This is a genomic window from Candidatus Contubernalis alkalaceticus (assembly GCF_022558445.1).
Lineage (GTDB): Bacteria > Bacillota > Dethiobacteria > SKNC01 > SKNC01 > Contubernalis > Contubernalis alkaliaceticus.
In genome coordinates this window covers 1,304,514-1,319,344 of the sequence record NZ_CP054699.1, presented here as the reverse complement: position 1 = coordinate 1,319,344, position 14,831 = coordinate 1,304,514, and the positions used below count along the sequence as shown (strand labels likewise).

At 42.9% G+C, this 14,831-nt stretch carries 17 protein-coding genes; all 17 read right to left on the bottom strand.

Annotated elements, in window-relative coordinates:
• Position 1: 1 nt before the first annotated feature.
• Complete coding sequence (locus HUE98_RS06440) at positions 2–733, bottom strand: FliA/WhiG family RNA polymerase sigma factor (RefSeq protein WP_241423027.1); 732 nt, start codon at positions 731–733, stop codon at positions 2–4.
• Positions 734–744: 11 nt separating this feature from the next.
• The gene (locus HUE98_RS06435) at positions 745–1,398 is read right to left on the bottom strand and encodes a flagellar brake protein (RefSeq protein WP_241423026.1); all 654 of its coding nucleotides are present in this window, start codon (positions 1,396–1,398) and stop codon (positions 745–747) included.
• 11 nt (positions 1,399–1,409) lie between these two features.
• On the bottom strand, positions 1,410–2,285 hold the full coding sequence (locus tag HUE98_RS06430; RefSeq protein ID WP_241423025.1) for a MinD/ParA family protein: 876 nt from the start codon (positions 2,283–2,285) through the stop codon (positions 1,410–1,412).
• A gap of 1 nt (position 2,286) precedes the next feature.
• Positions 2,287–3,366, bottom strand: a complete 1,080-nt coding sequence (flhF, locus tag HUE98_RS06425; protein WP_241423024.1) for a flagellar biosynthesis protein FlhF — start codon at positions 3,364–3,366, stop codon at positions 2,287–2,289.
• Positions 3,367–5,436: a flagellar biosynthesis protein FlhA gene (flhA, locus tag HUE98_RS06420; protein WP_241423023.1), complete on the bottom strand. Its 2,070-nt coding sequence runs from the start codon at positions 5,434–5,436 to the stop codon at positions 3,367–3,369.
• 63 nt (positions 5,437–5,499) lie between these two features.
• The gene (gene flhB, locus HUE98_RS06415) at positions 5,500–6,570 is read right to left on the bottom strand and encodes a flagellar biosynthesis protein FlhB (protein ID WP_241423022.1); all 1,071 of its coding nucleotides are present in this window, start codon (positions 6,568–6,570) and stop codon (positions 5,500–5,502) included.
• Complete coding sequence (fliR, locus tag HUE98_RS06410; RefSeq protein WP_241423021.1) at positions 6,567–7,334, bottom strand: flagellar biosynthetic protein FliR; 768 nt, start codon at positions 7,332–7,334, stop codon at positions 6,567–6,569. Before fliR ends, flhB begins: the two co-directional genes overlap by 4 nt.
• 14 nt (positions 7,335–7,348) lie before the next feature.
• Complete coding sequence (gene fliQ, locus HUE98_RS06405) at positions 7,349–7,618, bottom strand: flagellar biosynthesis protein FliQ (protein ID WP_241423020.1); 270 nt, start codon at positions 7,616–7,618, stop codon at positions 7,349–7,351.
• 16 nt (positions 7,619–7,634) lie between these two features.
• On the bottom strand, positions 7,635–8,414 hold the full coding sequence (gene fliP / locus HUE98_RS06400; protein ID WP_241423019.1) for a flagellar type III secretion system pore protein FliP: 780 nt from the start codon (positions 8,412–8,414) through the stop codon (positions 7,635–7,637).
• 76 nt (positions 8,415–8,490) lie between these two features.
• A complete protein-coding gene (locus HUE98_RS06395) occupies positions 8,491–8,913 on the bottom strand; it encodes a FliO/MopB family protein (RefSeq protein ID WP_241423018.1) in 423 nt (140 codons plus the stop codon).
• A 5-nt stretch (positions 8,914–8,918) separates the two neighbouring features.
• A complete protein-coding gene (locus tag HUE98_RS06390; protein ID WP_241423017.1) occupies positions 8,919–9,413 on the bottom strand; it encodes a FliM/FliN family flagellar motor switch protein in 495 nt (164 codons plus the stop codon).
• A gap of 10 nt (positions 9,414–9,423) precedes the next feature.
• On the bottom strand, positions 9,424–9,921 hold the full coding sequence (locus tag HUE98_RS06385; RefSeq protein WP_241423016.1) for a flagellar basal body-associated FliL family protein: 498 nt from the start codon (positions 9,919–9,921) through the stop codon (positions 9,424–9,426).
• Positions 9,902–10,660, bottom strand: a complete 759-nt coding sequence (locus tag HUE98_RS06380) for an OmpA family protein (protein ID WP_241423015.1) — start codon at positions 10,658–10,660, stop codon at positions 9,902–9,904. The genes HUE98_RS06385 and HUE98_RS06380 overlap by 20 nt, the downstream gene beginning before the upstream one ends.
• Positions 10,653–11,471, bottom strand: a complete 819-nt coding sequence (locus tag HUE98_RS06375; RefSeq protein ID WP_241423014.1) for a motility protein A — start codon at positions 11,469–11,471, stop codon at positions 10,653–10,655. Before HUE98_RS06375 ends, HUE98_RS06380 begins: the two co-directional genes overlap by 8 nt.
• Before the next feature lie 66 nt (positions 11,472–11,537).
• Positions 11,538–13,853 carry a flagellar hook-basal body complex protein gene (locus HUE98_RS06370; RefSeq protein ID WP_241423013.1) on the bottom strand — a complete coding sequence of 772 codons (2,316 nt, stop codon included), beginning with the start codon at positions 13,851–13,853 and terminating at the stop codon, positions 11,538–11,540.
• 77 nt (positions 13,854–13,930) lie between these two features.
• Positions 13,931–14,326, bottom strand: a complete 396-nt coding sequence (locus tag HUE98_RS06365; RefSeq protein WP_241423012.1) for a TIGR02530 family flagellar biosynthesis protein — start codon at positions 14,324–14,326, stop codon at positions 13,931–13,933.
• Positions 14,319–14,819, bottom strand: coding sequence for a flagellar hook capping FlgD N-terminal domain-containing protein (locus HUE98_RS06360; RefSeq protein ID WP_241423011.1), 501 nt, complete (start codon positions 14,817–14,819; stop codon positions 14,319–14,321). Before HUE98_RS06360 ends, HUE98_RS06365 begins: the two co-directional genes overlap by 8 nt.
• Positions 14,820–14,831 lie beyond the last annotated feature (12 nt).

Sequence of the window (14,831 nt, the reverse complement as noted above, 5' to 3'; positions counted from 1 at the left end):
TTTATCCATCCTTTAACTGCTGGCGCAGTTTTACCATCGCCCTGCCATGAAGCTGCGATACTCTAGACTCAGACACCCCTAAGATATTGCCAATTTCCCTTAAAGTTAGTTCTTCCCGGTAATAAAGATGGAGAACCAACTGCTCTCGTTCAGTAAGACCTTCTATGGCCTTGGCAAGCCTTTCTTTTTTTTCCTTTTCTGTAAGGCTTTCCTCCGGGTTGTTCTCTATTTTGTTATCGGGTAATAAATCAGAAAGCTTCTTCTCCCCCTCATCCCCGACAAAGAGGTATTCATCTATGGAAAGCAGGCTCTTCTGGTTAACATGGGCCATTATACTACTTAAATCCTTGATTTCTAAGCCCAGTTGATACGCCACTTCCATTTCCGTAGGTTCCCTGAGCAGCTCTCCTCGCAATTGAGTATAAGCGCTTTCCACCTCCTTAAGCTTGGATATGAGGGTGCGGGGCAGCCAGCTCATCTTTCGCAAATGATCCAGCATAGTTCCCTGGATACGAAGAGCCACATAATTTTTCATGGGCCCCTTGGAAGGGTTATATTTCTCCAAGGCATCTAAAAGCCCCATAATTCCGCTCCCCACCAGGTCATCCCGATCCACATGGGAAGGAAGGCCTAAAGCTAATCGACCAGCCATACGGTTTACTAAGGGTAAAAATTTCTCAATATAGCTGTCCCGGTTTTCTATTGAGTTTTTATACCCTTGATAATTAGCCATAAATACCTCCTCTAGCGGACTTTATCCTTCATAGATAAAAAGATAAAGCTGATTATCCGATCTCTCTGTCTCTCTTGTATATTAGTAAACATGATGCTCACACTGTGTTTGTATCCCTTTGTGCTTGAGGGTGCCACCCGGACCACGCGGCTTTCTGCTTCAATAATTTCATTTAATTGGCTGTCGCTGCGAGTTAAATACAATCGAATTTTCATTTCAGTTCCAATTAAAAAGCTCTTATCATTAATAAACTTTATGCCACCGCCCCCAATGTTTATGGTTTTTGTGCGATACCACTTTTTAGTATCGTCATTGTCTTGAAGCAGCTTATAATCCATACTTAAAAATATGGGGTGGCGGTAATAGTTGCGTCGCTGACGCCTGTAGAGCCGCTGGGGTTTATCCAGCTTGATTAAAGGTATAATATCCCCACTGAGCCTATCTATGACTCGGGTCTCAAAGACATATAGGGCTTCGTCAAACACAAAGCACCCTTTAATCATACTACCATCTTCCGGCAAGAAGTAATTCCCTGATTTCATGGGAATAGCAATAGAAATAGAATCAGGCAGGACTTCCTGAACTATGGTCTTATAGTAGGCCTTTTCTTCTAAATCCGCTACTTCTATGTTTTGGTTGACCCAAAAATATTGTTTTTCCTGCATAACGCTCCACCCTAAGAAAATATTTTAGAAATTTTACTAAAAAAACCACGCATGCCGCTAATTTCATTACTGTTGGAACCAGGGCTCAGCAAGTTGTCAGCAATATTTTCGATACATTGAGCCGCTTTACTGTCGGGGTATAATATAATAAAGGGCTGCTGCTCCCTCACTGAACGAAGAACGGCATTGTCGTGTAAAATATACCCCAGATAGTCAATCTTAAGCTGCAAATAATTATCTGAAACTTTTGAAAAGCGGACGGCTACTTCCTGACCCTCCTGAGCATTTTTCACCTGATTTACCACCAGCTTTACTTCCTTTTGCAAATCGTATTTATTAATAACCTTGGAAATACCATAAGCATCCGTAATAGATGTAGGTTCCGGTGTAGTGATCACCAAAACATCATGGGCAGCAGCGATAAAACCAATAACCGTCTTTGAAATTCCGGCTCCAGTATCAATGAGTATAATATCCGCCTCTTTTTCCAGCTCTAAAAGCTGATTTAAAAGCCTCTGCCTTTGAAAATCCATAAGATTAGCCAATTCCAAAAAACCTGTGCCGCCCGGGACAATTTTTATCCCTTTTGGACCATGCAATATGATTTCTTCCAGATTTTTTTGCCCCTTCACCACATCATAAAGGTTTAAACGGGGGATTAGGCCAAAGATTATATCCACATTGGCCATGCCAAAATCAGCATCCAAAATTACTACTTTTTCCCCCTTATTGGCCATGGCCAGAGCTAAGTTGGCGGTTAAATTAGACTTTCCTACACCGCCCTTTCCACTGGTAATGGTAATAATACGGGACTTATGTGTTAGTTTATTATGGCAGCCACTTTTATTGGCCGCAATATCCCTTAAAGCTTTAGCTTGATCGACCATATCAGTCCACTCCCATTACCATATTCGCCAGCTTACCGTCATCGGAAGCTTCAATGTCTTCCGGAACATTTTGGCCGGTTGTTATGTAAACTATGGGCATTCCTGTATAGCAGCACATATTGAAAAGAACCCCATAGGTCTCTGTTTCATCCATCTTTGTAAATACCAAATAATTATAGCCTAATCTTTTATACCCTTGAGCAATCCTTTTTAAATCCCGGGGCTTTGTTGTGGCACTGACTACTAAAAATACTGCCCCTGCTCCCTTTGGCAGGCAGTTTAAGAAAGAAGCCGTTTCGCTTAACTGTACAACACTTTTTGAACTGCGTCCAGCAGTGTCCACCAAAACGATGTCTTTATCCTTAAACTTTTCTATTGTCTCCTTCATTTCTTCTGAGGTAAAAACCACCTCCACAGGGATACCTGTAATGCCCGCATAGGCCTTCAACTGCTCCACCGCTCCTATACGATACGTATCAACGGTTATTATACCTACTTTTTTTTGCTCCTCAAAGGTGTGATAGGCGGCTAATTTGGCTAAAGTTGTAGTTTTCCCAACCCCGGTTGGTCCAACAAAGGAAATATATTTAATTTTACCGGGAACCTCTGAAGTAACAAGCATATCCTTAATCTTATTAGTGATAAGAATTTCTAACATCTCCAGGGATACATCTTTGTCCTGGGCGCTTTCTTGTATACCGGCCAACAAATCCCTGGCAATTTCGCTATCCAAATCATTGTCCACCAGCCTTTTCAACCAGCTGTTATAGGAAGAACTGCCCTCAACCTGGCTTTTTTCCTGCTGTTTTAAAAGCCTGTTCATCATGCCTTTTAAATAGTACATTTCCTGTTCCATTCGGCTGTTGGAACTAATAGTTTCCCGCTCCAAAGTATTATCATGGGGCAAGACAAAGGTATCAATAGCTGCAGTTATTTCTATGCCCTTGCCCACAAAGAAACCTTTTATACCCTTCTGCCTCACCTTCTTACTTTCTATGATGACAGCGTCCGGCCCCAATTCCCTTTTGACTTGTGCCAGGCCCTCCTGCATAGTTAGGGCTCTGTACTTTTTAATTTTCATCTAACCCTTCACCACCCCTACTACCTGAACATCTATTCCCGGCACTACTTCATTAAAAGACATGACAGACACCTGCGGGAACCCCCGCTCTAAAAGCCTCCTAAAGGGCAGCCGAATGCGGGGGGAAACCAGAATTAAAGGATTCAACCCTTTTACAGCCATAGTCTCTACATGCTCAGAAAGGCTTTTAAGTATATTCTGAGTTTTTTCAGGTTTAATTACCGGATAAGTACCCTGGGGAGACTGCTGCAGGGAGTTGGCTATGACCTGCTCCAGTTCTGTATCCAGAGTCAATACATGAAGCTTTTTTTCATCCCCTACAAACTGAGAACAAATTGTGCGGGACATGGACTGGCGAACCATTTCAGTCAAATAGTCTAAATCTTTACTGCTGGAAACATGATTTGCCAAAGTTTCTAAAATGGTGACCATATCTTTAACGGGTACTCGCTCCAGGAGAAAATTTTGCAATATCTTCTGTACCTCTCCGATACTCATCATATTAGGAATAAGTTCCTCTACTACGGCAGAATTGTTTTCCTTTACCATATCCACCAAAACTTTAACCTCCTGCCTGCCCAGCAGTTCATGAGCATGGCTCTTAATAATCTCTGTCAAATGAGTAATAAGTACAGTAGCGGCATCTACTACAGTGTAGCCTGACATCTCTGCAACATCCTTATTTTCTGCAGATATCCACAGTGCATCTAACCCAAAGGCGGGCTCTTTTGTAGGAATACCCTCTATTTCTTTTTCCACACCTCCGGGGTCCATAGCCAGGAAGTGTCCCGTTCGAATTTCCCCGGAACCTATTGTATTGCCTTTGAGCTTTATTACGTAACCAAAAGGAGGAAGCTGCAGGTTGTCCCGCATACGAATGGGCTGCAGTACCAGTCCCATGTCCAATGCAAATTGTCTACGGGCTGCTGTAACCCTCTCCAAGAGATCTCCCCCCTCTTTCTTTTCTGTAAGGGGTAACAGATTATATCCCAATTCCAATTCTAATAGTTCGATGGAAACCAGAGGGAGAAAATCTTCCGGCCCCTCTGAGCCTTCCACCGCTTTTCTGGCGGTATCAACCTCCTCCTGGCTTTTTTGCTGATTCTTTTCACTTTGGAGTAGATAGGCAGCATAGCCAGACCCCACAGACAGAACAAAAAAGGGCCAAAAAGGGATATTGGGGATAAAACCTAAAATTAAAATAAATGCGGAAGCGATGGCAATAACCTTGGGAAACCCCAACAGCTGACTGGAAAGATCATCCCCCAGGCTGCGGTCATTGGCTGAACGGGTAACCAAAATACCCGATGCAGTAGAAATTAGAAGAGCAGGGATCTGGGATACAAGGCCATCCCCAATAGTTAAAATGGCATAGACTTGCACTGCTTCCTCTATGGGCAGCCCCAACTGGATTACCCCGATGGCTAACCCTCCCAAAACATTTATTAGAACAATTATGATGCCGGCGATGGCATCCCCTTTAACAAACTTACTGGCACCATCCATGGAGCCATAAAAATCAGCTTCCTGCTGTATGGTTTTTCTGCGGGTACGGGCTGTGTCCTCATCTATAAGACCGGAGCTGTAATCAGCGTCAATGCTCATCTGCTTCCCCGGCATAGCATCCAGGGTAAAACGAGCCCCGACTTCTGCCACCCGGCCAGCTCCATTAGTAATTACTACAAACTGAATCACTGTAATGATTATAAATACAACAAAGCCGACTACGTAATTTCCCCCCACCACAAAGTTACCGAAGGCATTTATAACCTCCCCTGCCATAGCATCCCGTAAAATAAGGCGGGTGGAGGAAACATTTAAAGAAAGCCTGAATAGGGTCACCACTAAAAGAAGGGTAGGGAAAACAGAAAACTGCAGTGTTTCAGTAGTAAACATAGTTAAAAGAAATACTACCAGGGAAAAAGTAATACTTAAAACCAACAGTAGATCCAGTAAAAAAGCAGGGATAGGAACAATGATTATAACGATGATGGAAACAATAGCCAATGCTACCAATATGTCCGAATGTTTTAAAGCCTTACGCACCAGTTCCTTGTTAAATACGGACATCTTACCCCTCCTTCCACGGCCTAATTTCAAAGTTTTTTCTGCCAAACACCTTTTGGGTTGATGTTACCGGCCTTTCAATTTATAAACCAGCGCTAATATTTCAGCTACCGCCTGGTAAAGCTCTGCCGGGATCTCCTCCCCTATATCCACATGCTGGTAGAGAAACCTGGCCACTGGCCGGTTCTCCACAACAGGCACCCTATGTTCTTTGGCCACTTTCTTGATACGAACAGCAATTAAAGCCGCCCCCTTGGCTACCACCCTGGGAACCCCTCTCCCGTCTTCTCCCTGGTCATACCTGAGAGCTATTGCTAACTCTGTAGGGTTGGTAACCACCACTGTAGACGTAGGGACCTCCTGCATCATACGCTGGTTTACCATGGCCCTCTGCTTCTCTTTCAGCTTTGACTTAATCAGGGGATCCCCTTCCATCTGTTTATATTCTTCTTTTACATCCTGCTTGGTCATACGCATACTCTTCATAAACTCCTGGCGCTGGTAAATATAATCTAATACCGCCATGATTAAAAATACTACTGCTACCTGAAGCCCAAGACTTAAAGCCAGGCTGCTGAATCCGGCAAAAAACCCCTCGGGCATCGTATAGAGAAAACTTAAAAAACCTTCAAAACGAGAATTAATAAACAGATATGTAACCAATCCCACTAAAGATATCTTAAAAAGAGCCTTAAAAAGCTCAAAGAGAGCACGGCGGGATATTATTTTCTTAATGCCCTCCAAAGGATTCAACTTATCAAACTTAGGAGAAAGAACTTCACTGGTTACCAGAAAACCCACCTGGGCATAATTTATAAGGAGCCCTGCCACCAAACCCACAATTAAAATAGGACTTATAAGCTTAAAAAAATTAAGCATAGCATTAATGAACAATGAATTAAAATTAGCAAAAGATACCGTCATTGATAGCCCATCAGTTAAGAAAGAGGTAAGCATATCCACATGCCAGCCAAAGAGCACATCCCCAAAAAGCATAAAGAACAACACCATGATCATCAAGGTAAAAGCAGAATTTAGCTCCGTACTTTTAACCACCTGGCCTTTTTTCCTGGCCTCCTGTAATCGGTGCGGCGTCGGTTGTTCCGTTTTTTCACCTTGACTTTGGGAATCACTCATGTCAAACTCCCCATTATCTTAAAAATATCAGTATAAATACCCTGAAAAATGTCCCCTATCAACGGCTCAAGGTAAGGGATAGACAAATATACAACCAACAACCCTAAAAATATTTTTAATGGAAGCCCCACGATAAAAACCTGCAGTTGGGGTACCGTTTTAGAGATAAGCCCCAGGGAAATATCAGTAATAATAATAACAATGATAACGGGTGCCGCCATCTGAAAAGCCAGAGCAAAAACCCCATAAAATAGTTCCGTCACCTGCTTTAGCACAGCCCCGGAAAAACTAGCTCCACCTACAGGTATTAGAAGATAACTCCTGGACAACGCCAAAAAAAGATGGTGATGACCATTTACCGACAGATATAGAACCAATGAAAATAAGTAAAAAAACTGACCCATAAGGGTTACAGTGCTGCCGAACTGAGGGTCAAGGATGCTGGCCATGGACAAACCCAGCTTTACATCGATAGTCTGGCCCATCATACGGAAGGCAGAGAATACCAGGATTACCACAAAGCCCAGTCCTAAGCCCACCATTGCTTCTCCAGCTATATACAGAATATAGGCCGCGCTTCCCTCAGGCACTTCCACTAAACCGTAACCACCGCTTAAATAAATCAGATAAGAAACCACCAGGCCAAAGAAAATTTTCATCAGGTTTGGCACCCCCCGATAACTTAAAAAGGGGAGGGTAACAAAAAAACTGCTAACCCTTACAAAGATTAAAACAAAAACCTGCCATTGGATTAAATCTATCATAATTATCAATGCCTTTAACGAATTATATTAGACATATCCCCCAGGAGGGTAACTGTAAATTGTATTATCAAGTTGAGCATCCAGGATCCGAAAACCAAAAGGCCGATAAAAACAGCCATAATTTTAGGTACAAAGGTAAGCGTTGGTTCCTGAATCTGTGTAGCAGCTTGAAATATACTAACGGTTAAACCTACCCCCAGGCTCAATAACAGAACGGGGGCAGCCATTAAAAGCATCAAACTAATGGCTTCCCTGGCCAGTCCCATCACAAATTCTTGCGACACTTATCTCAACCCCCCTCTAGGCAAAACTCTCCACCAGGGACTTTACCACCAAATGCCAGCCGTCCACCATAATAAACAGGAGCAGCTTGAAGGGCAGGGAAATCATCACCGGTGGCAGCATAAACATACCCATAGCCATCAGAGTAGAGGCCACTACCATATCTATTATAAGAAAAGGAATAAACAATAGAAATCCCATCTGAAAAGCCGTCTTCAATTCACTTATAACAAAAGCCGGTATAAGAACCGTTAACGGAATATCATTCCGGGTGTTAGGCTGCTCTAGATTAGCAATATTAACAAAAAGAGCCAAATCTTTTTCCCGGGTTTGATTAAACATAAAAGACCGTATGGGAACGGCTGCCAGGTCTAAGGCTTCCTCCTGTTCTATTTCCTCTGCCAGATAAGGCTCCAGAGCCTCCTGGTTTATTTGTGTATAGATGGGCGACATAATAAAGATGGTAAGAAAGAGAGCCAACCCCACTACAATCTGATTGGGCGGAGTCTGTTGAGTCCCCAAGGCATTTCTCACAAAACCTAAAACAATAACAATCCGGGTAAAGGAGGTCATGAGAACCAGAAATGCAGGAACTAAAGATAGCACGGTCAATAAAAGAAACAAGCGCAGGGAGGCTACCATTTCCTCAGCGTCCCCTGCTGTACCCACGTCTATGTTAAGATTGGGGAAGGGAAGCAAAGGTTGGGCCGCCGCCTGTCCCCCACTAAAAGCGAAATAAACTGCAGCTGAAAGAAATAAGATCAGGATGACTTTTTTGTTTCTGTTGTTTTTTTTCATGAGTTTACCTTCCTAATCTTAAATTCCATTTCAAATACCTGTTCAAGCATACAAATCTTATGTTCTGCTTGAAAAATCAATTTACTGTATCGTCTAACTTATCCGCTGTATTTCTAAGAACCCCTGACAACTTCTGTTTCAAATTTACCAACCCGGCTTTCTTTGCGGCACTATCCCTTTGATATTCATTGAGGTATTTTTGAAAATCCTTTTTTTCTTCTTTGGGGAGTATGGCAGCCACATCTTCTGGCGATAACTCTCCTAAACTATTTATGCCACCGGAGGTAACGCCTAAAAGCAGGTATTTTTCCCCTGCCTGCACCAGGCAAATCCAACTCTTCTGGGTAAGGTGCAGCCTCTCTATAATTTTTAGTCCTCCCCGCTGAATATAATGATCTGGATAAAGCCTGGTAAGGCCAAACTTGATGACATAAACAGCCGTTATTAACACCAGGGGCAAGACAATGATTAACTTAACGAACTGCCAAAAAAAATCCACTGTTCCTATTTTTCCTCCTCTTTCCTGTGCCCTTGATCCTCCTTGGAGCTGCCCCCACCGGCTATATCATTAATACGCATGGCAAAACAATCGTTTAAAACTACTACTTCTCCTTCTGCCAGAGGTTTGTCATTTAAAATTAAAGTAGAATTTTCACCGGCAAGAAGATCTAAAACAATAACAGAACCGTTGTCTAAGTTAAGAAGCTCTCCCACTGTCAAGGTAATCTCCCCCAATACAATCTCCAAAGAAAAGTTGAGATTTGAGAATTCCTCCATTGTTGAAAACTCTTTAGCAGATTGGTTGGATTTTATAGGAGCAAAAACTACACTTTTAGTCTCTGCACATGATTCCGGCTCTGCATTCTTTGAATCTTGTTTCTTTTCCCTGCACTCCCTAACTTTTTCACTGCTAATGAGGTTATCTTCCAAAGCGTCCTCCTGGTTAAGTTGTGATACCAGTGCAGAAATTTCCTCGGGAGATAGAAATGAGTCACTCATAAAATACCACCTACTGTATAAGAAATTCTGTAAAATAAACTTCCCTAAGTTTTCCTTCAATCAAGCTGTTATCCAATTGCTTCGTTATTTCCAACCTGAGGCTTTCGGTACCTTCAGAAGAAGAAATGTCTTTTACACTTTTTGTCCGTAATATATTGATGACAATATCCCGAAGCTCAGCCTCTTTTTTTTCAATCTCTTTAGTCATATTCTTTTGATCATACCCCAATTCAATAGTTACCCTTAAATAACGACGCTGCTCGGGTTCTGCCAGATTAACCGTAAAGTGCATGGGATGAGAAGTAAACTCTGGATCCTTCTCCGTTACGGCTTTCTCACTTTCCGCTCCCCCCCTGTTAGCCCAGAGTATACTTGCACCAAACCCCGCTCCTGCCAGCACCAGTAATGCCAACAGAATGAAAATAATTTTTACTACTGTACCTTTCTTCTTTTTTCCCTGTGGTGGTGTTGGTAGTGCTGCTGCAGCCTCATTGATCTGTTGATTCATTAGTGTCTCTGCCTCCTGCCAAAGGATAGTCTAATGAAGATATTACTATGTTCACCCGACGGTTTCTCGATCTTCCATCGGAGGTCAGGTTTGAAGCTACCGGGTGAAACTCCCCATAACCTGCTGCCACCAGGCGAAGTGGATCAACACCCTTTGCTTCAACTAAAAACCTGGTTACCGTAACTGCTCTTCCAACTGACAATTCCCAGTTAGAAGGAAAGAGCAATGTATTTATGGGGACATTATCGGTATGGCCCTCCACAATAATTTGATTATCCACCTGTTCTAAAAGATCAGCCACATTAACTAAAATTTCCTGGGCCTCAGCTTTTAGCTCAGCATCAGCAGGAGCAAAAAGCAGGGCATCAGGAATTACCAATACGATGCCTCGTTCTTCAAGATAAACCTCCATACTGCCTGTCATGCCGGATTCTTCAATATATTTCAAAATATTGTGATAGGTGATATAAATTTGATCTATGTCATTAAAGTCATACGGCCCATCCTCATCGGTAACAGTTGGCTGATACGCACCCGGCAGTATCCCTTCATTTCCCAAAAAACTTACTCGAATAGAAGAAAGGACCTCAAAAAATTTAGCATCATCAACCACTGAAAAGGAAAATAACAAAATAAAAAAGGCCAAAACCAGGGTTATCATATCAGAATATGTTACCATCCAGAGAGGCGCCCCGGCTTCTTCTCCCTTGTTTTTACGGCTTCTTTTTCCCCTAGGCATTATCGATCATCACTTCCTCGTCACTCTTAGCACCGGAATTCTCTGCCATTGATTCCCTTTCCTTGGGGGAAACATAGGCTTTCAGTTTTTCCTGCAGCACCCGGGGGTTAGTGCCGGCTTGAATAGAAAGAACTCCTTCAATAATAGCCACCTTGACAGCAACCTCGGCATCACTGCGTATAGCCAGTTTTCCGGCAATAGGGATAAATAGTAGGTTAGCCGCCAGCGCACCATATAAAGTAGTAAGCAGAGCCACAGCCATCCCAGGCCCAATAGCGTTAACATCATCCAGGTTGGCCAACATCTGAATAAGGCCGATAAGAGTACCAATCATACCAAAAGCCGGGGCTGAAGCCCCCCAAAATTTAAAAACCTCCTGGCCTATGCTGTGCCGGCTCTCCAAAGATTCAAGCTCTGTTTCCATGATATCTCTAATAAGTTCTGGCTCCAGGCCGTCCACCACCATCTGAAGCCCACTCCTAATAAAAGGATCCTCCATGGCTGTGATGTCGTCTTCCAGGGAGAGAAGGCCTTCCCTGCGAGCCTTTTGGCTTAAATTGATAAAACTGTAAATAATGTCCCCCATATCATCTACTTTTGAGGTAAAAACATTTTGGGTAATCTTAAATACCTTGCGCACCTGTTCCAGTTGAAATTTAATCAACAAAGAGCTGAAGGATCCTCCAATAGTAATTACTAAAGAAGAAAAACTCCAAAACATTACCAGTTCACCCTGCAAAACAATAGCGCCTAATATCAGGCTTATCCCTAAAACTATACCGATTACTGTCAAGAAATCCATGCGTTTCATTAATTCACCTTCAAACTTTATGTTCTAAAAAATAGTAGGGGGAGGGATTAACCTCCCCATTATTATCTATCGCTTAAGGTTAACAACTTCTTGTAACAGCTCATCGGAAGAGGAGATGACCCGAGAGTTAGCCTGGAATGCTCTAGATGTGGTAATCATCTCTGTAAACTCAAAAGCTAAATTAACATTAGACATCTCCAATGAAGAAGACCGAATGGAGCCCCTTCCCTGGACTCCGGGCGCGCCCACTTGGGCAAGCCCTGAATTGGCTGAAGGCAGATACAAGTTGGAACCCATCTTATTCAAGCCCTCAGGGTTTTCAAAACGGCATAAAGCAATCTGACCTAAAACCCCCACCATGCCGTTGGAATAAGCACCGGTTACTATGCCCAGGTTATCGATATTAAAGGAATTAAGTATACCTTCGGGATATCCATCCTGACTGCGCAATAGAGCAGTAGTATTACCAACCAACTGAGACATGTATGTAAAGTCCAGGTTGATATCAAGATCATTTATTCCAACGCCGGTTAAGGACACAGTTGATATGCCCCCCTGACTGTAAATACCCGCACTAACAAAGGGAATAGGGTTAGCCCCTCCAACTGCTGCGGTAATGGCAACCTGCCCTGCTCCATTATCTGTCAAGTTCCAATTAGGGATAACACCATCTAAAGCTATTATAGCGTTTTTAACAGCTTCAGCATTATTGAAATCTCGAGTATCAAAAAGATGAGCTACCCCTAATGCTTCCCGGGCTGCAGAAGCATCTTCAAACATGTTGCTCCCACTGTCCCAGAACCCAACGTTAACATCACCCACAAGGACAACTGAACCTTCTTCTGGAACGTTGTTGAAGGTGATTGTGCCTAAAGCTGGTAAAGCATTTACACCATAATCTGCTAAATTATGAACCATCCCGGTTAATGCCGCTGCATCTAAAGCATCTGCCCCGGCATGTGTGATTGTAACCTCTCTGTTAGCTGCACCTGGATCGTTTGATGAAATAGTAATGTTTGAGCCATCGTGATTTATGGTCGCAGCAGTTGATAATGCTGTGCCGCCATTATCTGCCGTTCCTAAGAATGCTATTAGGGCATCCAGGTTACCGGTACCATCCCAGCCACTCATATCCAGGGTATAACCTACGCCATCAATGGTAATGGTTGTAGTTGCATCCTTTGCAGCTGTCCCAGCATGTGTTAAGCCATCTGCCAGGCCGGTCAATGCTTCTGCAACTAAAGCATCTACACCGGCATGTATAATAGTAACTTCTCTGTTCAATGCATCCGGATCGTTTGATGAAATAGTAATGTTTGAGCCATCGTGATTTATGGTTGCAGCAGTTGATAATGCTATGCCGCCATTATCTGCTGTTCCTAAGAATGCTGCTAAAGCATCAAGGTCACCGGTACCATCCCAGCCACTCATATCAAGGGTATAGACTGCACCATCAATGGTAATGGTTGTGGTTGCATCTAAACCTGTTAAATCGGTACCCGTATTAGCGGGGCCTGCACCAGTAACACTTGCCGCTACTGCCCGCAGCACGGTGCCTGTATTAGCAGGATCTGCACCGGTAACACTTGCCGCTGCTGCATCACTACCCATACCTATCAGAGCAGTATTCACACTATCATTTTGGCCTGACACTACGCTTTCTACGCTGCCATTATTGTCAAATCTTATGGTGCCACTTCCAGTACCTGTCAATATACCGCCCGGCTCTGGAACTTCCCAATTCCATAGATTAGTTCCTACTTTTGTGAATACAACATCAATCCCATGCAGCCCCCCTAAAGAATCATAAATATTCATCCTTAAGGCGTAAGTATCACCAATAGTGCTGTTGGCATTAAGGTTCCCTCCAAATATAATCTCACCGGTAGCCCAAGCATCAGCTTTATAACCAATGGGTATATTTAAAGGTACAGTTATAGATTCGTCAATTCTACCAAATTGATCCACTCCAAAACCCATAACCCGATATCCACTGGAATTAACCAATGTGCCATCAGCATCCAGGGAAAAAGACCCATCCCGTGTATATAGATCCCTTGTGCCGTCGTTTACAATGAAAAAGCCGCTCCCTTGGATAGACAAATCTGTATCTCTACCGGTGTTTATTGGACTTCCATCACTATAATCAGTAGAAATAGAAGCCACCTGCATTCCCTGGCCCACCTGTATAGGATTTGTCCCGCCTCGATTATCTTGAGGAACTGTAGCCCCTGTTAAAGTCTGGTTTAATATATCTTGAAACCTTACACTGCTGGATTTAAAAGCAGTTGTGTTAACATTGGCAATATTATTACCGATAACATCCAGCTTAGTCTGGTGGTTGGTCAAACCGGAAATAGCCGTAAATAATGACCTTTGCATATTAATTAACCTCCTTTTAATTAACGGGCTGCTTCTATCGCTCCACAACCCCGGCTTCCTCAAAAGAGGTCCAGCCGTTATTTTTCAATAATCACCGCACTATCAATGCCTGTAAAAACATGATCTTTCATTCCCTGCTTGTCTAAAGCAGTTATAATGGTATTGTTTTTTACACTGGCCACCAGGGCCACATCTCCATACAACAAAAGTGAGGACTCAGCCCCTTTATTTCGGGCTTTATTCACAGCTTCCTTTATTTTTGAGATGTCTGTTTTCTCAAATCCCAGCTGTCTCTCCTCCAACCTTTTCATGGCATGGGCTGAAAACTTAATGTCGGAAGCCTTATTCAGGTTTTCTTTAAAAATATCCTGAAAAGCTTCTCCTGCCTTTTTCGTCTGTTCCATTTTCCCTGGAGCTTTAGACGGAGATAAGGGATATATAGGTTGAGGATGATACTTTATATCGTTACTCATCTAATCCACCGCTTTCAACTGCACTGCTGTCCTCCACTACATCCTGTCCCTCTGCTGTACCGCCTAATTCCAACCTGACCAACTGCTCCAACCCATAGGCTTGACCGTCTACTATTAATTGAGGAATGCCTTCAAAAAACTCTAAAGCAGTAACCATTCCTGTTATATGTTCACCCTTTTCGTTCTCCACCGTTACAACCCTTCCTAAAAGGGATAGCTGAAACATCTCCTGACTTTGAAAAAGCATTTCATACTGAACCTGGAGCAGTTTTTCCATATTATCATTCGTGTTTTGCAGCTGCTCTAGAGATGTAAATTGGGCCATCTGGGCTACAAACTCACTGTTATCCTGGGGATTTAAAGGGTCCTGGTAACGAAGCTGGGTTACTAAAAGCATCATAAAAGCATTCTTATCTAAGGTATTAAAACCATCTACCTGACTAGAATTGGACTGTTGGCTGTAACTGTTTGTAATTCCTGAAATTGTATTCATCAACAATAACTC

Excerpts from the sequence above, each read along its gene's own strand:
- HUE98_RS06440 (WP_241423027.1), bottom strand. The coding sequence starts at position 733 with ATGGCTAATTATCAAGGGTATAAAAACTCAATAGAAAACCGGGACAGC.
- HUE98_RS06435 (WP_241423026.1), bottom strand. The coding sequence starts at position 1,398 with ATGCAGGAAAAACAATATTTTTGGGTCAACCAAAACATAGAAGTAGCG.
- HUE98_RS06430 (WP_241423025.1), bottom strand. The coding sequence starts at position 2,285 with ATGGTCGATCAAGCTAAAGCTTTAAGGGATATTGCGGCCAATAAAAGT.
- flhF (WP_241423024.1), bottom strand. The coding sequence starts at position 3,366 with ATGAAAATTAAAAAGTACAGAGCCCTAACTATGCAGGAGGGCCTGGCA.
- flhA (WP_241423023.1), bottom strand. The coding sequence starts at position 5,436 with ATGTCCGTATTTAACAAGGAACTGGTGCGTAAGGCTTTAAAACATTCG.
- flhB (WP_241423022.1), bottom strand. The coding sequence starts at position 6,570 with ATGAGTGATTCCCAAAGTCAAGGTGAAAAAACGGAACAACCGACGCCG.
- fliR (WP_241423021.1), bottom strand. The coding sequence starts at position 7,334 with ATGATAGATTTAATCCAATGGCAGGTTTTTGTTTTAATCTTTGTAAGG.
- fliP (WP_241423019.1), bottom strand. The coding sequence starts at position 8,414 with ATGAAAAAAAACAACAGAAACAAAAAAGTCATCCTGATCTTATTTCTT.
- HUE98_RS06390 (WP_241423017.1), bottom strand. The coding sequence starts at position 9,413 with ATGAGTGACTCATTTCTATCTCCCGAGGAAATTTCTGCACTGGTATCA.
- HUE98_RS06385 (WP_241423016.1), bottom strand. The coding sequence starts at position 9,921 with ATGAATCAACAGATCAATGAGGCTGCAGCAGCACTACCAACACCACCA.
- HUE98_RS06380 (WP_241423015.1), bottom strand. The coding sequence starts at position 10,660 with ATGCCTAGGGGAAAAAGAAGCCGTAAAAACAAGGGAGAAGAAGCCGGG.
- HUE98_RS06375 (WP_241423014.1), bottom strand. The coding sequence starts at position 11,471 with ATGAAACGCATGGATTTCTTGACAGTAATCGGTATAGTTTTAGGGATA.
- HUE98_RS06370 (WP_241423013.1), bottom strand. The coding sequence starts at position 13,853 with ATGCAAAGGTCATTATTTACGGCTATTTCCGGTTTGACCAACCACCAG.
- HUE98_RS06365 (WP_241423012.1), bottom strand. The coding sequence starts at position 14,326 with ATGAGTAACGATATAAAGTATCATCCTCAACCTATATATCCCTTATCT.
- HUE98_RS06360 (WP_241423011.1), bottom strand. The coding sequence starts at position 14,819 with ATGAATACAATTTCAGGAATTACAAACAGTTACAGCCAACAGTCCAAT.